11 protein-coding genes are annotated in these 22129 nt (G+C 72.4%); 6 read left to right on the plus strand and 5 right to left on the minus strand.

From position 1 onward, the window contains the following. Window positions 1-28: 28 nt before the first annotated feature. Both FNH09_RS06685 and FNH09_RS06690 read right to left on the minus strand, forming a co-directional pair. Window positions 29-1435 carry a HEAT repeat domain-containing protein gene (locus FNH09_RS06685; protein ID WP_162468199.1) on the minus strand — a complete coding sequence of 469 codons (1407 nt, stop codon included), beginning with the start codon at window positions 1433-1435 and terminating at the stop codon, window positions 29-31. A 149-nt stretch (window positions 1436-1584) separates the two neighbouring features. Beyond that, window positions 1585-2832 (minus strand): acyltransferase family protein, encoded by a 1248-nt coding sequence (locus FNH09_RS06690; RefSeq protein WP_152885820.1) that lies wholly within the window; start codon window positions 2830-2832, stop codon window positions 1585-1587. Window positions 2833-3261: 429 nt separating this feature from the next. Here FNH09_RS06690 and FNH09_RS06695 point away from each other — a divergent pair, with 429 nt between their 5' ends. The 6 genes from FNH09_RS06695 (at window position 3262) to FNH09_RS06720 (ending at window position 12511) form a co-directional block, all read left to right on the plus strand. Beyond that, on the plus strand, window positions 3262-4155 hold the full coding sequence (locus FNH09_RS06695; protein WP_152885821.1) for a GNAT family N-acetyltransferase: 894 nt from the start codon (window positions 3262-3264) through the stop codon (window positions 4153-4155). Between the two features lie 205 nt (window positions 4156-4360). After that, window positions 4361-5491 carry an ABC transporter ATP-binding protein gene (locus FNH09_RS06700; protein WP_152885822.1) on the plus strand — a complete coding sequence of 377 codons (1131 nt, stop codon included), beginning with the start codon at window positions 4361-4363 and terminating at the stop codon, window positions 5489-5491. Then, window positions 5488-6897, plus strand: a complete 1410-nt coding sequence (locus tag FNH09_RS06705; protein WP_152885823.1) for an ABC transporter permease — start codon at window positions 5488-5490, stop codon at window positions 6895-6897. The genes FNH09_RS06700 and FNH09_RS06705 overlap by 4 nt, the downstream gene beginning before the upstream one ends. Before the next feature lie 4 nt (window positions 6898-6901). Next, the gene (locus FNH09_RS06710; protein WP_152885824.1) at window positions 6902-9661 is read left to right on the plus strand and encodes a bifunctional YncE family protein/alkaline phosphatase family protein; all 2760 of its coding nucleotides are present in this window, start codon (window positions 6902-6904) and stop codon (window positions 9659-9661) included. Between the two features lie 254 nt (window positions 9662-9915). Continuing rightward, on the plus strand, window positions 9916-11310 hold the full coding sequence (locus FNH09_RS06715) for a hypothetical protein (protein ID WP_420802742.1): 1395 nt from the start codon (window positions 9916-9918) through the stop codon (window positions 11308-11310). Between the two features lie 238 nt (window positions 11311-11548). Then, on the plus strand, window positions 11549-12511 hold the full coding sequence (locus FNH09_RS06720) for a Ppx/GppA phosphatase family protein (protein ID WP_152885825.1): 963 nt from the start codon (window positions 11549-11551) through the stop codon (window positions 12509-12511). Window positions 12512-12638: 127 nt separating this feature from the next. On the opposite strand, the gene FNH09_RS06725 is transcribed toward FNH09_RS06720, so the two are convergent. The 3 genes from FNH09_RS06725 to FNH09_RS06735 form a co-directional block, all read right to left on the minus strand. Then, the gene (locus FNH09_RS06725) at window positions 12639-16178 is read right to left on the minus strand and encodes an ATP-binding protein (RefSeq protein WP_420802743.1); all 3540 of its coding nucleotides are present in this window, start codon (window positions 16176-16178) and stop codon (window positions 12639-12641) included. Window positions 16179-16406: 228 nt separating this feature from the next. Next, window positions 16407-19373 carry an FG-GAP repeat domain-containing protein gene (locus FNH09_RS06730; protein WP_152885826.1) on the minus strand — a complete coding sequence of 989 codons (2967 nt, stop codon included), beginning with the start codon at window positions 19371-19373 and terminating at the stop codon, window positions 16407-16409. Then, window positions 19373-21940, minus strand: coding sequence for a S8 family serine peptidase (locus FNH09_RS06735; RefSeq protein ID WP_152885827.1), 2568 nt, complete (start codon window positions 21938-21940; stop codon window positions 19373-19375). The genes FNH09_RS06730 and FNH09_RS06735 overlap by 1 nt, the downstream gene beginning before the upstream one ends. Window positions 21941-22129 lie beyond the last annotated feature (189 nt).

Here is a 22129-nt window from a genome sequence, read left to right on the forward strand (position 1 = left end):
GGCGGGTCGCGCCCGCGGGCCGTACGGGTCAGACCGCAAGGGCTCCGGCCGGGTGGCCGTGCTCCCGGCCGCACGCGGTGAGGGCGAGCACGCCGCGGCCGGTGACCCGGGTGCGCGCGTCCAGTGCGCCGGGGTCGACCGAGAGCCGGGCCGCGATGTCGGTGGCGTAGCAGGTGTCGGGGATGCCGAGTTCCTCCTTCACCTGCTCGTACCTGGCCCGGAACGCCTCCGGGTCCGAGGAGGGGACACCGGCGAAGGCGTCGTCGGGAAAGCCGTCCTGGTGGGGCAGCAGGTAGCCGGCTTCCGCCGGGTGCGCGGGACCTTCGTCGCCGCCCGTCTCGCCGCCGTTCTCACCGTCCTCGTCGCCGCCCTCCTCGGCGTCGAACGCGTCGTAGTGGCGCACCACTTCCCCGCCCTCGGCGATGCACCAGGCAGTCCAGCCGTCGCCGCAGCTCATTCCGTACCACTGGGCCGCGCCGAAACGGCGGCTGAGGTCGGCGCAGCGCCGGCGCACCACGTGCTCGAACGCTCCGTCTTCGTCGTCCGCGTCCTCGATGCGATGGGTGTCCTGGGAGGTGTGGCCGAAGACCAGCGTCCAGCCGTCCAGCGCCGGGCTGACGAAGACGCGTGCGCAGCACGCATGCGGCCGCTTGCGGTCCCATGCGTGCTGGTCCTGGTTCCAGGCCGAGGCGCCCGTCCGCAGGGTGACCGGCTCGGGGTCGCCCAGGTCGAACGCCTCGAGTACCGCCGCCTGATCGCCGGTCGGCACCGCGTACCACGATCCGCACAGGTGCAGGGCCTCCGGGATCTCGGTCAGCCGTTTGATCCTGGTCAGCCGACGCCAGGCGTCCTGGTCCCGGCGGCCGAGGGCGGCCGGTCCGCCGACGGCCGCCAGCGCCTCCAGGGCACCGGAGCGGATCCGGGGACCGGTCGCGGGCTGCTCCCGCAGGTGCCGCAACGCCGAAAGGGCACCGGCGCCGATCGCCTCGAAGGCCCACACGGCTCGCTGCCGGACCTTGGGGTCGGGGTCGCCCAGCGAGGGGAGCAGCCGGCCGACGAAGCGCGCCGCGGCCTCGCCCCGGCGCTGGAAGGCGAACAGCGCGTCACCGCGGACCTCCGGGTGCGGGTGCTTCAACAGCGGTTCGTAGACCGCCGGATCGGCCACGTCCAGCCGTCCCAGGGACCAGCCCGCCCGCCGGGCCACCTCGGGCGAGTCCGCCGACGCGACGGCCTGCGCCAGCGGAAGGAGCGCGGGCTCCCCGATCCTGCACAGGACGTCCGCCGATATCGTCCAGTCGACCGGTGACCGCTCGTCGGCCAGCACGTCCACCACGGCCGTGGCCACGGCCGCCCCCTGCCGCACCAGTGCGTCGCGAGCGGGCCGGGTGTCCTGCCATGACCCCGAGAGCTGTTCGGTCACCTGATCCTTGTCCATGCCGGGCACCCTAACCGGGCGGACCGACATCGCCTTTCCGGCGCCGACGGCCCGCCACTACGCCCCGCCCCACCCGGCGCCGCGTCTCCGCCCTGCCGTCGTCCCGGCGTGCGCCGGACGTGGTTCAGAGCCGGGACACCTCGCCCGGGTCAGGCCGTGTTCCCGGCGTTGCGCAGTCGCGCGAACGACGTGTCCAGGCCCCTCTTCAGCAGTCGCGCGAGCGGTCGTTCGACCAGCCGGTGCACCAGCCAGCTCAGCGCCAGGAATCCGGCGATGACGGTCACGACCAGCAGCCGGGCGTCCATGGTGTCCCGCAGCCGGTTGATCACCGTGGTACCGGCCGCGTAGTGCATCAGGTAGAAGGGGTAGGTCAGAGCGCCCGCGGTGACCAGCCACCTGCCGTGGACGCGGTCGGTCAGACCGAGCGCGATCGCCACCATGACCAGCAGGAACACACTGAAGATCAGTACGCTGCCCCGCCATCCGGAGACGCGCTCGACCTGGTCGATCCGGTGGCCCAGCTCCAGTTGGCCCATCAGCCACGCCATACCGAGGATGCCCCACAGCAGCAGGTCCTGGCCGAAGCGGTGCATGAGATAGAGCGCCAGACCGGCGATGAAGTACCAGGCGCCCTGCGGGTTGGCCACCAGCACCAGCAGACGGAAACCGGAGGCCGGGGCGATCATCGCGGCGGCCCCCCACACACAGCAGAACACCACGACCTTGCGGTAGGTCAGCCCGGTGGCGACGACGGCCAGGAACAGCAGATAGAAGCGCAGTTCGGACCAGAGGGTCCAGTACACGCCGTCGATGTTCGACACACCCGAACCGGACTGCAACATGGTGAAGTTGAGCAGTATCTCGCGGGTCCGCTGCCGTTCCCACACTCCCGGCAGGCTCACCAGGACGGCCGTGGTGACCACGATGGCGACCCAGTAGGCGGGATACAGCCGGATGACCCGGGAGACGAAGAACTGCCGCGGGGTGCGGCCCCAGCACGACATGCAGATCACGAAGCCGCTGATCACGAAGAAGATCTCGACGCCGATCCAGCCGTAGGCGCCGAAGCGGAACACCGTGGGCATGATGTCGGACACCGGCCTGTTCCAGATCAGGTTGGCCGGCTGGTCGACCCGCCAGGTGCCCGCGTAGTGATGCACCGCCACCATCAGGGCGGCCAGCAGGCGCAGCCCGTCGATGGCGTACAGCCGTCCGCTCCCCCGTCCGCCCGCGGTGGCGCGCTTCGCTTCCGCCGCGCCGGTTCCCGACCGCTGTCCGGCCGGGGCGAGCGAGGAGAACGGCCTGCGCAGCCCGACGACAAACTGTCTCTCCGTCGACGACGATCTGCGGGCGGCGACGGGCGTTGCCCCCACGCCCGTCACAACACGTTCAGACATGCGAATCCCCATCAGGTATATGACCTAGAAATGGCGCGCGAAATCCCCCACGAACAGCATGGGCTCAGAACTCACACCCTGAGACACCCGTCACTCCCGGATGGTTGTACGCCCAATCACTTTTCACTCCAGCGCGCCTCCGCCCGGCTCGCTCCGGACCGGATCCGACTGAACGGAATCGTGAATTCCCCTGTTCCAATGGGGTTTCGGAGGCATGATGCGCCCGCCGGACGACCCCGATCCCCCGAGGGCGACAGCCCGCTCGACACCTCGCCATCAACCCCTCCGCGCGCAACCGGACCCGGACGAGCCGCTTCCCGAAACCCGACGGACCGAGTCCTGTTCATGTCCTGTACACCTCACATCAGTTCATGGACGTGATCGACATCGCGCACAACTACCCGCGCCCGCCGCGTGCGACCATGAGCCATGCGCCCGGACGGCTGGCACCTCACCGCAGACCTCGCCGAATTCCTCGCCCGGAGCGGGGACTTCCTGCGCACGCGCCCCGCTCTGCACACGGTCGCGCTCACGGTGACCGAGACACTGCGCGTCCGCGGGATGCACATGTACGGCGCCGAGGCTCCCGTCTTCGGCCTCCTGGAGCAGGCGGGCGAGGTCCGGGCCGCGTTCTTCCGCACCCCGCCCCGGAACCTGGGTCTGACCTCGCTCGACCCGGAGCACGCCGACACCCTCGCCGCCCGTCTGGCCGGCCTCGGCCACCGCCTTCCCGGCGTCGACGCGGACCACGACACGGCCACCGTCTTCGCCGAGGCCTGGCAGCGGCACACCGGCGCGACGCCGACGCTCCGCAGGCGCCACCGCCTGTACCGACTCGGCGAGCTCACCCCGGCACAGCCGCTCCCGGCCGGCCGGGCACGGATCGCGGGCGCCCAGGACCGCGAGCAACTCATGCACTGGCACGACGAGTTCATCGCCTCCGTAGGAAACGTCGGGTCCATGGACGCCGGTTCCTGGGCCGACGCGCGCATCGCCCACGCGGGCGTCACGTTCTGGGAGACTCCGGACGGCACACCCGTCTCGATGGCGGGCGCGACTCCGATGGTCGCCGGCCAGATCCGGGTGACCGCCGTGTACACCCCGGCCCGGCTGCGCGGGCGCGGCTACGCGGGGGCGGTGACGGTCGAGGTGAGCCGGGCCGCCCTGGCCTCGGGCGCGAAGGAGGTCGTGCTCTTCGCCGACCTGGCCAACCCCACCAGCAACGGTCTCTACCGGCGGATCGGGTATCTGCCGGTCGCCGACTTCGCCGTGTACGAGTTCTCGGAGACCTCGGCGGAAGACGCTCCGGGCCGGTCCGGCTGACGGGGTACGCCGCCTGAATTGACGGTCCGTCAACATCCGTATCCTCGCGCCGGGTGAACGTGGCGGCCGGTGGGGTGACGGCCCTCGGCCAGGCATCGGCGTATCGAGCGGAGGTCGGCTCCCGTTCCGCGAGCGTTCAACTCGTGGTGCCTGCACGCGCTGTGTGGTGTCTCTATGTTTCCTGAGGGTTTTGACGGAGGGGGCTATGGACACTCTTCTTGCAGTCCGGGCTCGTGGGATCACCCGATACTTCGGTGACGTCGTCGCACTCGACGGCGTCGACCTGGATGTGGCGCAGGGGCAGATCCACGGCCTGGTCGGACCGAACGGCGCCGGGAAGACGACCCTGCTCGGCCTCCTGCTGGGCCTGGCCGTCGCCGACAGCGGCCGCCTGGAGGTGCTGGGCACGCCGGTCGGCCGGGCGCTCGCCGTTCCCGACGGGGTCGCCGGATTCGTGGACGGCCCCGGTCTCTACCCCGCGCTCACCGCCCGGCAGAACCTCGCGGCGCTGGCCGCCCTGCGTGGCCGGACGGCGCGGACGGCGGGGATCGACGACGTGCTCGACCAGGTCGGGCTCACCGATGTCGCCGACGACCGGGCCCGCGGCTTCTCCCTCGGCATGCGGCAGCGGCTCGGGCTCGCCGCCGCCCTGCTCACCAGGCCCAGGCTGCTCGTGCTCGACGAACCCTCCAACGGCCTCGACCCCGCCGGGAAGCGGCATGTGCACCGGGTCCTCACCCGGCTCGCCGCTGACGGGACCGGCATCGTGCTGTCGAGTCACCGCATGGACGACGTCGAGGCGTTGTGCTCGGACGTCACCCTGCTGGCCACCGGGCGGGTCGTCTTCTCCGGTCCGCTGGGCAAACTGGCCGCCGAGAGCCGTGAACTCGACTACCGGCTGCTCACCTCCGACCCGCGGGCCGCCCGCGCGCTGGCCCTGAGCACGCCCGGCATCGCGGTCGTCGACGACGGCGGAACACCGACCGCCGCGGCGGCACGGCACAACGCGCCCGCACCGCCGGGCATCGTTCCCGCACAGCACGGCACACCCACGCCCCCGCCCACCGTCCCCGCACAGCACGGCACACCCACATCCTCACCAACCGTTCCCCCACAGCACGGCGCCCCCACCCCGCACACCGTGCCCGCGCAGCGCGGCGGCACGGCGCGGTACGGGGCCGAGGCGTTCGTCGTCAGCGCGCTGGTGCCCGCGCTCGACGTCCTGGTGGCGCGGATCGTGCGGGCGGGCATCGCGGTGCGCGAGCTGGCTCCCGTGGTGTCGCCGCTGGAGGCCGCGTTCCTGGCCCTCACCGAACAGCAGGAGGCCGACCGATGACCACCGACGCCGCTGCCGCGGACCCGGCCGCCGCCGGTACCCCGGCCGACGACCGGGCGGGCGACAGCGGCGACTCGGGCAGGATCCGCGGTGTCCCGGTGGCGCGCGGCTTCCGCTTCGAACTGGTCAAGCTGGTCGCCCAGTGGCGGATCCGGCTGCTGGTGCTGGCCTGCTGGATCGCGCCGGCGCTGTTCGTCGCGGCGGTGAGCCGACAGAGCACGCTTCCCTCCGACACCCTCTTCGGCCGCTGGATGCACGCCACGGGGTGGGCCGGGCCGCTGGTGGTGCTCGGGTTCGCGGGCACCTGGGCACTGCCGTTGCTGACGTCGGTGGTCGCCGGTGACGTGTTCGCCTCCGAGGACCGGCTCGGCACCTGGCGTCATCTGCTGGTGGCGGTCCGCTCGCCCCGGCGCATCTTCGCGGCGAAGGCGCTGGCCAGTCTCACCGTCATCGTGCTGCTGGTGACGGGGATGGCGTGCTCCAGCACGGTCGGCGGGCTGGTGGCGGTCGGCGACCAGCCGCTGATCGGCCTCGACGGGCATGTGCTGGCCCCTTCGGACGCCGTCGGCGAGGTCCTTCTCGCCTGGGTGTGCGCGCTCGCGCCGACCCTGGCCCTGGCCGCGATCGGACTGCTCGGATCGGTCGCGCTGGGGCGCTCGCCGATGGGGCTGCTGCTGCCCGCGCTGGTCGCGCTCACGATGCAGCTCGCCCAGATGCTCCCGCTGCCCGTGACCGTGCGGCTCGCCCTGCCCGGCTATGCGTTCATCGCCTGGAGCGGACTGTTCACCAGCCCGGCGCAGCTCGGCCCGCTCCTCGTCGGCGTCACGGTCAGCCTGGTGTGGGCGGTGACCGCCACCGTGCTGGCGTACCTCCTCTTCCTGCGGCGCGACTTCACCAACCCGTCCTACGACGGTCCGGGGCGCCGCGCGCTGACCCTCGGCGTGCTCCCGCCGGTCTGCCTGCTGGTCCTCACGGTCGTGGCGGTCGCCGTGGCGAGGCCGTCCATGGGTTCCGGGATCGACCAGGGCAAGGTCCAGCGGTCGGTCGCCACGGCGTTCGCGCATCTGTACCGCCTCCAGACGGAGCAGCTGAACCGCCCCGCCGTCACCGAGGCGCAGTTGCGGGTCACGGCCGCGTGCGACAAGGGCGCCGGCCGCGGCGCCGCCGAGGGGCCGGGCAACGACTGGCGCTGCGTCGTCACCTGGCATCTCCCGGGCGTCCAGGCCCCTGGGACGGCGATCTACCAGCTCGACCTCACCTCGGACGGGCGGTACATGGCCGACGGTGACGGACCGAAGGAAGTGAACGGCTACTTCCTGGTGCGGACCCCGACGGGGGACGCGCCGAACCCGCTGTGGCAGTTCGACGGCAATGTCGAGCTGCTCTCCACCACGCCGAAGGGATGAGCCCATGCAGGTAACGCGCCGGCGGCGGCACGACGAGAAGAGAGGCTCCTTCGTCGTTCTCGGCAGACCCGTCGGTCGCCGGATCACGTTCGTGACCGCGGGCCTCACCGCGGTCGCCGTGGCGGCCGCGGGCACCGCCTTCGCCCAGACCCACCAGTTCGGCACCGACCAGGTCGGCCAGGTCACCGCTCGGGGCCAGGTCGTCTCCAGCGACCAGTACATCGCCCCCTACGGCGACCGTCTGGTCGTGAACAACGGCAAGATCATGTCGTCCGCGGTCAGCCCGGACGGCACCCACCTCGCGGCCTCGGTCGCCGACGGCGGGATGGCGCTGGCCCTCGTGGACCTCAAGAGCTGGAAGGTGCAGCAGCTCGTCGGCACCTCCACGTCGGCCGACCTGCGCATCAGCAGCAACGCCGTGGGGCAGGAGGCTCCGGCGTACTCCCCCGACGGCACCCAGCTGTGGCTCGGCCAGACCGACGGCTACACCCGGTTCACCGTGAACGCGGACGGCACCCTCGCGAGCCCGACGTCCGTGCGGATCCCGGCGGACGGGGCCCGGCACGCCCTGGCGGCCCAAGCCGTGTTCTCGCCCGACGGGTCCACCGTGTACTCCGCGGTCAACGGGCAGAACCGGGTGGTCGCGATCGACGCGGCGACCGGGACCGTCCGGCAGAGCTGGGCCGTGGGCAACGCCCCGCGCGGCATCGCCGAGGTCGGCGGCAAGCTCTACGTGAGCAACGAGGGCGGGCGCCCGGCGCAGCCCGGCGACACCACGATCAACTCGTACAACACCCAGGTGCCGGCCGACCCGGTCACCGCGGCCACCACCACCGGCACGGTCAGCGTCATCGACCTGGCGGACCCCGCCGCCGCCGTCAGGAGCATCGACGTCGGCCTGCATCCGACCGCCGTCTACGCGGCGAAGGGCGCGGTGTTCGTCACCGACACCGCCACCAACGACGTGTCGGTCATCGACACCGCCCGCGACAAGGTCGTACAGACCATCGCCACCCGGCCGTGGCCGGAGGCGTCGGTGGGCTACGAGCCCGACGCGGTGACGCTCACCGGCGACGGCCGTCTGCTGGTGACGCTCGGCCGCGCCAACGCGGTCGCCGTCTACCGGTACACCTCCCCGCAGGAGCCGGTCGGTTACGTCGGCCTGCTCCCGACGGACTACTTCCCCGCCGAGATCGCCACCGTCGGCGACTCGGTCGTGGTCTCCAACACCCGGGGGATCGACGCCCGTCGGCCCACCAGCAGCGCCGGGCACGGCACGCACGACACCACGTCCAGCCTGACGCGGTTCACCCTGCCGAGCGACCGGGTCATCCGTTCCGAGACCGCCAAGGTGTTCCGGCAGAACGGCTGGACCGGCCGCGCGGTCACCCTCGCCAAGGGCCACGGCAAGGCGAGGCCGGTACCGGTCCCGGTACGGCTCGGCGACCCGTCGACGATCAAGCACGTCTTCCTGATCGTCAAGGAGAACCGCACCTACGACCAGCTCTTCGGCGACCTTCCGCAGGGCAACGGCGCGCCCGCGCTGGCCGAGTTCGGCGAGAACGTGACGCCGAACCAGCACGCCCTGGCCGAGCGGTTCGGCCTCTACGACAACACGTACGACATCGGCACGAACTCCGCCGAGGGCCACAACTGGCTGATGCAGGCGGACAATCCGGAGTACACCGAGTCCTCGGCCGGTGAGTACCTGCGCAGTTACGACACCGAGGACGACGCGCTGGGCCATCAGCGGACCGGGTTCCTGTGGACCGGGGCGCAGGCGGTCGGCAAGTCCGTGCGGGACTTCGGCGAGTTCCAGCAGTTCCTGACCAAACCGTCGGGCGCGAGCTGGCAGAACCTGTACTGCGACGCGAAGAACATGGGCGCGACCGGGCAGAGCACCGCCTACGCGCTGAACTCGTCCTCGCCGATCCCGTCGCTCAACAGCGTGTCGGTGCCCGGCTTCCCGAAGTTCGACACCAGCATCCCGGACATCTACCGCGCCGAGATCTGGAAGCAGGACTTCGAGAAGAACGGTCCGGCGAACCTGAACATGTTCTGGCTCTCCAGCGACCACACCGGCGGACCGGCGAACGCGGCGGCCCAGGTCGCCGACAACGACCTCGCGACCGGCCGGATCGTCGACGAGATCTCGCACAGCAAGTACTGGAAGGACTCGGCGATCTTCGTGGTCGAGGACGACTCCCAGGCCGGTCTCGACCATGTCGACGGCCACCGCGCCCCGATCCAGATCATCAGTCCCTGGGCCCGGCACGGCGTCGTCGACAGCCACTACTACACGCAGATCACGATGATCCGGACCATCGAGCAGATCCTCGGGATCCACCCGATGAACCAGAAGGACAGCGCGGCCGACCCGATGCGCGCGGCGTTCAGTCCGAAGCCGGACTACACGCCGTTCGAGGCGCTGCCCAACCGGACCTCGCTGACCGCGGGTCTGAGCACGCCGCCCTCCTGCGGGGTGGACACCCCGGCGCCGCAGGACCCGACCGCGGCGGCCGCGCCGAAGGCGATCGTGCCGGCGGCCGAGGTGGCGGTCGCGAAGGCGTGGGACACCTGGAAGTCGCACCAGCGGCTGACGGGGACCCGTGCCGTGCCCGACTTCGCCAACCCCGCGCAGCTGAACCACTTCACGTGGTACCAGACGCACGACTGGGCGAAGCCGTACCCCGGCGAGGCGCGGATCTTCCTGCCCGAGGACGTGCCGGGTGCCTACATCCCGTCCGCGGAGTCCGACGGTTGAACCGAGCCGAACCGAGCCGAACCGAGCTGCTGAACCGCTGAACTGACGGTCCGGCGGACCGAGACCGCGGCATCCCGGAGCACGGGATGCCGCGGTCTTCGGCGTCCCTGGCCACGAAGATCATCTGTCGGCCGTTGTTCGTCTTCCCGACCGGTTGCCGCGGTCCGGCGTTGGGCGGCGCGCTGAACTCTGCTCGACGGCGCCGGCCTTCCTTGGCCGACCGCACCGAGCCGTGTCGCCGAAGGGAACCGACTGTGCAGTCGATATCCGCCGTCTCCCCGCAGTCCGTCCGCAGGGTGGCGCTCGCCGCCGCCACCGTGCTGCTGTCGGGCGCCGCGAGCGCCCTGCCCGTGCACGCCGCGAGCTACGGCACGCCGACGATCAAGCTGTCCACGGCCTACCTCTCCGGCGCCGTCGGGGCCACCGGCGACCCGACCGTCACCGTGACCGTCGCCCAGAGCGGCGCCGACGCCTCCGCGCTCACCGTGGCCGCGACGAAGACCACCAAGTCCGCCGTCGCCGCGACCACCGGCGTCACGGTCACCGGGACCGCCGGCACCCGCACGGTGGCCGTGAACGCCCTGGGCCGGGGGTACACCGACCTCACGCTGACGGTCACGGGCCTGGGCGGCAAGACGGCGACCACCACCCTGCACTACGCCGCGTCGCCCGCCGTGCAGTACTCCACCGACGCCCGCTACCTCACCGGCGCCAGCGACGCCTCCGCCGCGGTCTCCGTGGGCGGCGGCTACGTCCTCGTCGGCAACGACGAGGACAACACCCTGCGGCTGTACGACGGCAGCGCCTCCGGTGCGCCCGTGAAGACCTGGGACCTCGACAGCGCGCTCAACGCCGACAAGGAGGTGGACATCGAAGGCGCCACCCTCGTCGGCGACACCGTCTACTGGACCGGCTCCCTCGGCAACAACAAGGACGGCGTCTACAAGGCGGACCGCAACACCGTCTTCACCACCAAGCTGACCGGTTCCGGCGCCTCCACCGCGCTGACCTTCGGCACGGGCGGCCACACCCTGCGCGACGACCTCGTGGCGTGGGACAAGGCCAACGGCAACCGCTTCGGCTTCGCGAAGGGCACCGCTGACGGCTCGATCCCCAAGTCGATCGACGGATTCAACGTCGAGGGCCTGGAGTTCGCCAGCGGCAGCACCACCACGGCCTACGTCGGCTTCCGCGCCCCGCTGGTGCCGCCGCAGACCGGCGGCAAGGCCCTCGTCGTACCGGTGACCAACATGGACAAGGTCGCCTCCGGCACCCACGCGACGTTCGGCACGCCGCTCCAGTGGGACCTCGGCGGCCTGGCCGTCCGCGACATCCGCCGCAACTCCCTGGGCCAGTTCCTGATCCTGGCCGGCTCCTGGGCGGCCGACGACAACAGCGACCCGTACGCGCTGTACTCCTGGGACGGTGTCGCCGCCGACCAGCCGGTGAAGGTGCTCGACCTGCCGACGACGGACGCGGGCGGCTGGGAGGCGATCGTGGCGGTCCCCGACCTCACCCAGTCCGGCGCCCGGGTCCAGCTGATCACCGACGACGGCGCCGCCGACCTGTACGGCGACGGTGTCGAGGCGAAGGACCTCACGCACCCCGAGTGGCAGAAGTCGCGCAGCACCTGGTTCACGATCGGCTGACCGTTCGGCGTCGGTCCCGGTGCCGGTCCCGCCCTGGGGCCGGCACCTTTCGCGTGCCCGCCCCACCGTTGTGTAGTCAAACACTAAATGGCTAAAAGGTGAACTGTAGGTGACACGCTAGGTACTCTTCGGAGTAGGTAGGGTGTCACCTGGTTCTGTGCGAGCGTTTGCGCCGCGAAAGGCGCACTCTCTTCCCGTACGGCACGGTTCGATCGGCAGGGAAAGGCGAGGCGGTGCAATGCGCCAGGCAGGAGTGCTCGACGTCGGCTGCCACAGTGCGCTGCTCACGGTGGCCCGGCACCGACCCACGACCCACATGGACTCCGTTCTCTCCCGCAAGGTGCGGCTGACCCTGCACCAGTGCCTGGAGGAGGACGGACGGCTGAGCGAGCTCGGCGTGCGAGGCGTGCAGCGGGCCGTGACGGAGACGCTCGCCGGGGATCTGTGCCTGCCCCGCTCCGAGATCTTCGCGTTCGCCACGTCCGTCATCCGCGACGCGCCCAACCGGCACGAGGTCATCACCCGGGTCGCTCGCGCCACCGGCGTACGACTGCGGGTGCTCTCCGGCGAGGAGGAGGCGCGGCTCGCCTATGTGGCCGCCCGTCGGTGGTCCGGTCCCGCGGTGGGCCCGCTCCTGGTCCTCGACATCGGCGGCGGCACCCTGGAGATCGCCGCCGGCAGCGGGCACGCCCCGGACCGGGTGCTCTCCCTGCCGTCGGGCGCCCGCGCCGTCACCCGGTCCCTGCTCCCCGGCGGAACCGTCTCCTCCGAACGACATCTGGCGAAGGTACGGCGACAGCTGCGCGAGCGGCTGCACAGCGCCCCCGGGTTGCCCCGGGCCGAACGCGGCGGACGGGTCCTGGCCTCCTCCAAGACCTTCGCCCAGCTCGCCCGACTCGCCGCCGGCCGCGGCGCACCGCGCCACGCGGCGCACCGGCTGACCCTGTCCGACCTGCGCGCCGCGGTCGACGTGCTGGCCGCCACCAGCCCGGACCGCCGCGGCCGGCTGCCCGGCATCTCCCGGCACCGCGGGGAACAGTCCCTCGCCGGGGCCCTGGTGGCCGAGGCGCTCCTGGAGGCGTGCGAGGCCGACAGCGTGGCGATCTGCCCCTGGTCCACCAGGGAAGGTCTCCTCCTGGAACACCTGACCGTGCCCCGCCCGTCGCACGCCGACGGGCCGACGGCCGCGCTGGCCGGCTGACCGGACCCGCTCCCGGTGCGGCACCGGACGCGAAGCCGATCCCGTCGTCACCGGCCGAGGTGTCCAGCCCACCCGGACACCTCGTCACGGACCGGGCCGCTCGGACGGCCGGGCGGACCGGTCGTCCTCACGCGGTGTCCGGAGCTCCGAGCGGTCCCGGATCCGGCGACGGCACGCCCGGCGGCCACACTCCGCCCAGGACCTCTCCGCCCTTGAGCAGGTCACGCGCGGCGGACAGCCGGCGTGTTCCGGCCGGGTACGGAAGCCGCCCGGACAGCTCGGCGGCCCGCTCCAGGGCGTCCCGCGCCTCGTCGGCACGGTCGAGCCGCGACAGGGCCACGCCGAGGGCGATCCGCGCCTCCACCTCGGCCAGCCGCTCCCCCGTCCGCCCGGCCCGTGACACCTCCGCAAGCGCGTGCCGCAGCGCGGAAGCGGCCCGCCCCGCCAGCAGCTCGGCCCAGGCGACCAGGACCGGCGCCTCCTCCTCGAAGCCCTCCAGGGCGGCGAGCGCGACGCCCGGACGACCGGTGCGCAGGGCGAGTTCGGCTCGGGCCGTGCGCACCTCGTGACCCGCCTGCCGGTCCCGGGGCACGGCGGCGGCATCGCCGGCCCGGCTCAGCAGGGCCTCGGCCTCGGCGGTGGCGCCGGTGTGCATCCGGACACGGGCCAGGGTCGCCAGCGCGTACGGCAGACACCACGCGTCGTCCCGTTCGGCACCGGCCACCGCCGCCTCGGCGAGGACACCCGCGGGTCCGGGTTCCGCCAGCAGCAGCCGCAGCTCGGCGAGGTTGGCCCGCTCGAACGCGGTGGCGGTCGGATCACCGGACCGCTCGGCGAGGGCCAGAGCCCGCTCCCCGGAATCGACGGCCTCGCGCAGCCGGCCTGCGCGCCGCGCGTTCTCCCTCAGGGTCGACAGGACGGAGACCAGCAGAGTCGGGTCGCCGTACGCCTCGGCGGGCGCGAGGGCCTGGTCGGCCGCCTCCCGGGCTTCGTGGAAGCGGCCCGCGAGGCCCAGGTTGCGGGCCTGCTGGGTGTAGGAGCGGGCCTGGAGTCCCTGTCCCTCGGTTCCGGGGACCTGCCGTGCGGTCTCCAGGGCCCGCAGCGCGGACGCGTGCCCCTCCTCGTAGCGGCCGAGGATGCCGCGGACCAGGGCGAGGGCGAGGAAGTGGCGGGCGGCCGGTCCGGGCGCGGTCGCCTCGGCCGCCGGGTGGGCCCGCAGCACCTCCTGGGCCGCCGCCGTCGCACCGGCTTTGGCGAGGGTGTCCGCGAGCTGCGCGGCCGCGAGCACCGTGTCGTCGTGGTCGCCGCGCCGCTGGAACTCCGCCAGGGCGACCCGCAGTACCTCGGCCGCCTCGGTGAAGTGGCCCATGCGGCCCAGGACCAGGCTGTGGGCCAGCCGCGCCTGGGCGGCGTCCGCGTCGAGCCGGGTGACCAGTTCGCGGTAGTAGCGGTCGGCGGTGTCGTTGGCGTACAGGGCCGCGGCCCGTTCGGCCGCCCGGCGCAGGTACTCGGCGGCGCGCGGGTCGTCCGCGCGGGCGAAGTGGGAGGCCAGCGCGTCGACCGCGTCCGGGCGGCGGCGCAGCACGGCCTGGGCGAACGCCGCGTGCAGCTGCCGTCGGCGTACGACGGTGAGCTGCTCGTAGCAGGTCAGCCGGACCACCGGATGCCGGAAGGCGAGCCCGGCCTCGGGCCGGCCGGCCACCACGACATGCCGCTCCTCGACCAGCGAGACGGAGATCGCCCGTTCCAGGGCGTCGGCGGCGGCCGCCCCGGCCACCGGCGGGCGCAGCCCGTGCTCGGCGACGTCGAGCAGCTCGGACAGGGCGGCCTCACCGCCGGCCGCGGACAGCGCCTCGACGACGCGGCGGGTGTCCTGGTCGAGCCGTCCGAGCCGCTCGGCGACCAGCTGACGTACCCCGTCCGGCGCGACGGCGTCGGGGCCGCCCTCGGCCAGACCGCGGGCCAGCTCGACGGCGAACAGCGGGTTGCCCAGGGAGAGTTCCCACACCCGGCGCAGTCTCTCGTCCGGCCCGACGTCCGGCCCGACGTCCGGCCCGGTCGGCCCGCCCGGATGCGGCGCGCCGTCCGGGTCCGATGCGTCCGCTCCCCTCCGCGTCCCCGCGCCCCGAGCCACGGCGGCCCGAGCCACGGCGTCCGCCGCCACCGCCAGACAGGCCGCGCGGTCCAGACGCTCCACCTCCTCGCGGGTGGCGAGTCCCTGCCGCAGCAGTGCCGCCAGGCCGCTCCTGCGCGGGTCGCCGCCGGGCAGTTCCTCCTCCCGGCAGGTCACCAGGAACCGCAGGCGGGTCCCCGTGTCCGCCGAGCGCCGGGCCAGATGGCTCAGCAGCTGGAACGAGCCGGTGTCGGCGGCGTGCAGATCGTCGAGGACCATCAGCACCGGGTGCGCGGCGGCCAGTTCACCGAGCAGAGCCGCCGTAGCGCGGAAGAGCCGGTCACGTTCCTCCTCGGGGCTGCGCTCGACACCGTCGCCGACCCGTCCCAACGACGGCAGAAAGGAGGCCAGTTCGGGATGCTCGGTGCCGGCGCGGGCCCGTTCGGCGGCGTCCCGCCCGGCCAGCCAGCCGTCCAGGGCCTCGGCGAACGCCCCGTAGGGCGTGTGCCCCTCCGCGTCGTGGCCGCCGCCCCACAGCACGGCGCTGCCCGAGGCCCCGGCCCGTCGCGCCGCCTCGGCGACCAGCCGGGTCTTGCCCACGCCCGCCTCGCCGGTCAGCAGTCGTACGGGTGTCCCCTCGGCCACGAGCAGCCGGCGCAGCAGATCGTCGCGCCCCCGCAGCGGCGCGCCCGCCCGGCCGCGCAGGGCCGCGGGCAGGGAGGGCGCGGACGGCGTCGCCGGGGGCCGGGCGGCGAGCGCGGCCCGGTGCAGCCGCTCCGTCTCCGGGCCCGGACGCACGCCCAGTTCGGTGTCGAGTGCCTCCCGGCATACGTGATACTGACGGACCGCCCGCCGCCGCAGCCCCTGCCGCGTGTAGGCGTCGATCAGGACGCGGTGGGCGAGTTCCTCGGCGGGGCTGGCCGCGAGGACCTGTTCGGCGACGGCCACGGCCTCGTGCGGCGCGCCGCGTTCGAGGTGGGCGACGGCCAGGGCGAGCAGCGTCTCCTCGCGCAGCCTGGCGAGCCGGTCGCGGCGCGGCTGGGCCCAGGTCGCGTACCGGTCCTCCGGCAACAGCTCGCCGGTGAACTCCCGCAGCGCCCGATCCAGTTGTGCCGGGTCGTCGGAGGCGAGGGCGCTCTCGGCCGCCGACTCGGCATGGTCGGCGTCTATCCAGACGGTCGCGGGGTCGAGCCGGAGCATCGCCCCGTCGGCGACCAGATAGGACGAGGCGGCGCGTGGGGCCAGTTCGGGTTCCAGCGCGCGGCGCGCGGCATGCAGGGCGACCCGCAGACTGCCGGCCGCGGCCTGCGGGTCGGCGTCGGGCCAGCAGACGTCCATGGTCTGTTCGCGATGGAGGCTGTGCCCGGGAACCACGGCGAGCAGCTTCACCAGGGCGCGGGCGCCGGGGCGCGGCCAGCGTTCGGCGAGCGCGGGCCCGCCGTCGCGGGTCGCCCGGAATCCGCCGAAGAGATGCAGACGCAACAGAGGGGCCGTGCCGTCGGTGCCGTTCGTGGTGTGCCGCGCGTTCATCAGGGCGCCACTGTAACCGAGCACGCTGAGGGCCCCCCGGGCGGAGTGCCCGAGGGGCCGCAGGTCACAGCGTCGACGGCCACCCCCGTGCCCTCGCGGCTGTGACGTCGGAGGCCACCGCGCCGGTGCCTGCGCGCCGGTCACGGCGGCCTTCGCCTCATCGGTGCTTGCGCAACGACGACAACTCCGGTCACGCCCTGGGCGCTTGCGCGACGGTCGCCGTGGACGACCGCCGCGCTCGCGACCTGGCCGTCAGGACAACTTGTACGTGGTCACCTGGTGGATGGCGTTGTTCGGGATGTAGTAGCGGCCACCGAACTCCTCGGCCGTCCGGTCGAAACCGTTGTCGTCACCCGCGAGCGACAGCGCCTCGTCGACCCCGTCGCCGTCCAGGTCGGCGGCGAGGTAGTTGCGCGCGCCCATCAGGCTGGCGCCGCCGACGCTGCCGGACCAGGTGTCGGAGCTGTCGAAGATGCTCGGGTCCCACAGGTCGAGCCCGCCGTCGGCACCGGCGACGAGCAGCTTGCGGCCGCCGGGGCCGGTCATGAAGCCGCCGCCGTACGACTGCGCGACCACCCCGGCCTTGCTGTCCTTGCCGTCGGCCTCGTACCGACGGAAGGCGGCCGTGCCCCCCTCGTACAGCACGCCGTCCTCGGCCCAGTAGCTGAAGTGCGTCCACAGGCCGCCCTCGTAGCCGGAGTGCAGCACCTCGCCGGTGCGGCCGTCGCGGATCTCGAAGTAGTTACGGGGGCTGAGGGACTCGGCACCGTTGATGTTGATCGGGGCGGTGACGTTCCACTGGTAGACGACCGCGTGCCCGTCCGCGTACGGGATCTCCTCGGACGCGAGGATGCCGTCGTTCGGGGTGGCGGTGCGGACGGGGCCGACCGCGTCCGTCGGGGCCTTCGGGGCGATGTCCCAGCGGGCCTTGCCGTTCTTGGCGTTGAGCGCCACCGCGTCGGTCACCGGGTCGGTCAGCTGGTACGCGTCCAGGCCGGCGTAGGCCGCGTACACCTGGCCGTCGTTCACCGAAGGGTCGGTGAAGCGGACGTCGCCCGCGCTCTGGGGCGCGCTGTACGTCCACAGCGCGTGGCCGTCGCCGTAGTAGGCGCGCAGGGCGTCGGTCGGGACGAGGATGTCCAGCTCGCCGTCCCCGTCCAGGTCGGCCAGCTTCGCCGAGCGCACGTACTGGCCCTCGCCGCCCTCGATGGTCGCGAGGGTCTTGCCGGTCTTCCCGTTGAGGACGACCACGGCGGTGTCGGCCGCGACGACGATCTCCGGCCTGCCGTCGCCGTTGACGTCGCCGGTCTCGACGTCGTGCACCGCGCCGGGCACGGTGGCCTGCCACAGCTTCTCGGGCTTGCCGCTCACCAGCGACGGGCCCGAGTAGGCCCACACGCCGTCGGACGACCCGGCCATGACGACGTCGTTCCTGCCGTCCTTGTTCAGGTCGACGGCCTTGGCGTACCCGATGTCCGCCAGCAGCGGCGTCACGTCCTCGGCCTTGCCGTTGGCGAGCTTGAAGGTGCGGATGTTCTCGGCCTGGTCGATGATCCGCACATGCGTGCCCGCGGAGTCGCTGAACACGTCCTGGTACATCGGCGCGGCGGCAACACCCTTGCTCTGCCAGCTGACCACACCTTTGGCGTTGTACACGGTCAGGGACGCGTAGCGCCCGCCGCCCGGGTTGCCCGCGCCGTTGATCTCACGGTCGTCCTGGGCGGAGGTGACCAGCTTGCCGTCGGCCACCTGGAGCCGCCAGATGCTCGCCGCGTCCTTGGCGTTGGCGGCGTCGCGCTTGACGGTGCTCGACCACAGCAGCTTGTCCGGGTCGGTGCCGTCGAGGACGCGCACGGTGCTGGCGTTGACGTAGTAGTTCTCGTCGAGCGAGGACTCGGCGACCGCGTACTCGTCGCCGTCCTTCGCGGTGAGGTCGCCCACCGTCAGCGCGGTGGGCAGGACGTTGTCCCGCGCCTCCAGCGTGGCGCGATGGCCGGTCTTCAGGTCGTAGGAGGCGACCTCGTAGTGCACGGCGTCGGTGGAGTCCTGCTGCTCCAGCGCGACGATCCGCTTGCGGCCCGCGTCCACTCGGAGCTGACGGCCGTAGAGCATGCTGTCGGTCTGCCAGGTGACGGAGCCGTCCGCCGTGTCGAGCACCAGGGTGCGGCCGCGCGCGGCGATCCCGGTGGCCTTGGCCAGGTTCCAGGAGACGGCGATCTTGCCCTTGCCCAGGTCCTGGATGTCGCCCCAGTTGGCCTTGCGGGCCTCCCCGGTGTCGTACGTCCAGGTCTGCGCCGGCGTCAGCGCGCCGTCCGCGGCGGAGGCGAAGCGGATGCCCGTCAGGGTCGCCGTGGCGGCCGCCGGGACCCTGGAGTCGCTGCTCATCCGCGGCGCGTCGGCGACCAGCAGGGTGCCGTCGACGATCTTGACCATGGAGGCGCGGTTGTACAGCTTCGACCATCTGGTGTCGCCGGTCCTGCCGTCGAGGACGGTGACGAACGTGCCCGTGGTCAGCGACGAGCCCGGCGAGGTGAACGGACGGGGGTACGGCGTCGTGCCGACCTGCGCCGAGAACACGATGTCCGGGACACCGTCGCCGGTCAGGTCGCCGGTGGAGTAGCCGTTGTCCGAGTTGGCGGCGAACGGCGACACCGCGTTGTAGCCCATGAGGATCTGCGCCGGGTAGGGCTCGACCCGCCACGGCTGCGTCGGCTTGACCTGCCAGTCCGTGAAGAAGGAGCTGCTGGTGCGCGCCCACGTCTCGCTGCCGTCGGCCGCGTGCCGCTGTACGTAACCCATGCTGTTGAAGGTGAAGTAGTCGCCGTTCTTCCCGACGGGCACGGTGGCGCCCATGCCGCGCACGCCTTCCAGCGTGGAGCCGGCGGTCAGCGTGACCTTGGTCTTCGGGTCGACGGCGTCGGCGGACGAGCCGGCGGTGGACGAGTCGTCGAGCCCCGAGCCGCTGTCGGCGGCCTTGGCCGCGTCGAGGGCGGCGGAGGTCTCATCGGACTTCGGGCTCACCGTGCTGTCGTCGGCGGTGTCGCCGTACGGGTCGATCGCGACCCGGTCGGTCAGGCTCGCGGCCTCGGTGCCGGTCAGCTTCATGGCCGAGCCGCTGTCGTCGGCGGCCAGGGCCTGCGGGCTCACGCTCATGCACAGGCCCGCGGCGACCAGGGCGGAGGCGAGCCGCAGGGCCCGCCGGGACTGGGGGGCTCTCATCACTTGGCTCCCTGCGTGAAGCGGACGGTGGTGCCGTCGGCGATCACGGACTGGTTGAAGGAGTACTGGAGGGCGTCGGTGCCGGACTGGTTCGCGATGCCGACGGTGGCACCCGCGCCCTTGTCGGCGACCGACTGGTACTGGAGGGTCACGGCGCCGGTGGCCTCGTCGAAGACGGCCTCGAAGGTGGCGCGGCCCGAAGTGCCGTCGGCGTAGGCGGCGTTGTTCCAGACGATGGCGAACTTACGGCTGCCCGCGGTGCCGGTGGTGGCGGTCTGCACCGACGACTTCTTGTCGAGGGTGAGGTCGTCCCACAGCGGGGCGACGATGCCCTTGACGCCGTTCGCGCCGGTCGTCGGCAGCGCGGTGTTGGAGTAGTCGCCGACACGCGAGGACAGGAAGTTCACCAGGCCGTCGGTGGTGACGGAGGCGGAGGAGTACGAGACCCCGTACAGCTTCGCCGGGAAGGGCAGGGAGACGGTCGCGGAGTCCTCGTCACCGGTCAGCGAGACCTTCTTGGTGCCGGCGATCCAGGAGTACGCGGCCGGGGCGCAACTGTCGCCGGAGTTGTCGGTGCGGGCCGGGACCTGGACGTCCTTGGTCAGGTCGGCCGAGGCGACGGTGGCGGTGCCGGTGTAGACGCCGTTGCACAGGACCGGGGCCGCGGGCTTGACCGTGAGGCCGTAGCTGCCCTCGGCCACCTTCGCGAAGGAGTACGCGCCCTTGGCGTCCGTGGTGACGGCGGCGACCGGGGAACCGGTCACCTCGACCGTGGCACCCGCGAGCGCCTTTCCGGTGACGTCGAGCACGGTCCCGCCGACCTTGTGCGAGGCCACCGCGGTCAGCGCGATGTCCTGGGTGAGGGCCTGGTTCTCGGTGACCGTGACGCCGGTGGCCGAGCCGTTGGCGTAGCCGTAGCCGCTGAAGGCGAAGTCGTACGTGCCGGCCGGCAGGGGGAGCTTGTACGTGCCGTCGGAGGACGTGGTGACCGTGCGGACATCACCGCCCGTGCCGGTGGCCTTGACCGTGATGTTGCCGAGGGCCGCGCCCGTCGCCTTGTCGGTCACCTTGCCGGCGACGATGGCCGCGGTGTGCGGGGCCAGGTCGACTGAGGCGAGGATGTCGAGCTTTCCCTCACCCCAGACGTTGTTCATGTCGGCGGTGCCGCCGCAGTGGGTGTCGTCGACGTTGCGCGCGCCCTCGTTGAGCAGCTTGCGCGTCTCGTCGATGTTGCCGATGAGCGAGGGGGCCGCCGACCACAGCAGCGCGACCGCGCCCGCGACATGCGGCGTCGCCATCGACGTACCGGACTCGGTGTTGTACGACGAACCGGGCCACGTGGACTCGACCTTGACACCCGGAGCCGAGATGTTCGGCTTCATGGAGCCGTCGACGAGCGAGGGGCCGAAGCCGGAGAAGGAGGCGATGGTGCCGGTGGAGTCGTAGGCGCCGACGCCGTAGGACGGGGCCTGCGAGCCCGGGGCGTGCGCGGTGGAACAGGTCTTGCCGTCACCGTCGTTGCCGGCCGCGAACGCCTCGAAGATGCCGGCGGCGTTCCAGGCCTCGACGATGTCCTGGTAGAACGTCGTGTCGCCGCCGCCCCAGGAGTTGTTGACGATGTTCGGCGCGAGGTCCGGGCGCGGGTTCTGGCCGTTGTGGTCGGTCGGCGCGAGGATCCACTGGCCGGCCGCCAGCAGCGACTCGTCCGAACAGGAGGAGGACTCGCAGCCCTTGGCGGCTATCCACTTGGCGTTCGGGGCGACACCGATGCCGTGCTTGCCGACCATCGTGCCCATCGTGTGGGTGCCGTGGCCGTTGTTGTCGCAGGGGACACCGCTGGTGCCGCACTGACCGGTCGGGTCGTACCAGTTGTAGTCGTGCGTGAAGGAGCCGTCGCCGTTGTTGCCGCGGTACTGGGCGACCAGGTCGGGATGGTTGTACTGCACGCCCGAGTCGACGTTGGCGATGACGATGCCCTCGCCGCGGTCGTCGTACTGGTTCCACACGTCGTCGGCGTTGATGTCAGCGACGCCCCACTCGGGGGTGTCGTCACCGTTCGCGGAGGAGTCCGTGCGCGACGCGGTGATCTTGCTGTCGGCGGTCTCGATGTCGTCGAGCTTGTAGTGCTGCTCCTTGACGATCGACGCGACGTCCGCGCGCTTCGCCAGCTCGTTCACCAGAGCCTGGTCGCCGGTGACCTGGATGGCGTTGGCGATCCAGTAGTCCTGGTGGCCGATCTTCTTCTTGTCCAGGAAGGACTTGAGGGAGGCCTGGCTGTCCGCGGCCGTCGCGCGCAGCTCCTTGAAGGCGGCCTTGGCCCGCGCCGCGTGCGTCTTCTGCTTCTTGGCGCCGGACAGGTCCGCCTGGTCCTTCAGGACGACGAAGAACGTCGCGTCGCCGCCCTGGGCGACGGCGCCGCGCAGCGACGGGTCGATCGTCGCGCTCGCGGCCGCGGACGGGGTGTCGGCGGCGACGGCCGGTATCGCGCCGGAGATCAGAGCGGTCGCGGTGAACGCGGCCGCCACCCATGCGGCGGATCTGCGCCGTGGCGGTCGGGACAGGTGCATCGGGTTGCTCCTCCTGAACGGAACGGGGGAGCCCGGACGCTAGAGAGGCGGCGTTACTCGCGCATTACAGGGACGCGGGAGTGACGCGGGATCAGCTGGTGATCGGCGAAAGGACGTCGGGCGCGCTCCCCGTTGTCACGCGTGCTCCCCGTCATGAGCGAGCCACCGTCCGACGGCCCGCCGCCATGC

Origin of the sequence: Streptomyces adustus, from assembly GCF_009377175.1 — a bacterium.
In the GTDB taxonomy this organism is placed as follows: domain Bacteria; phylum Actinomycetota; class Actinomycetes; order Streptomycetales; family Streptomycetaceae; genus Streptomyces; species Streptomyces adustus.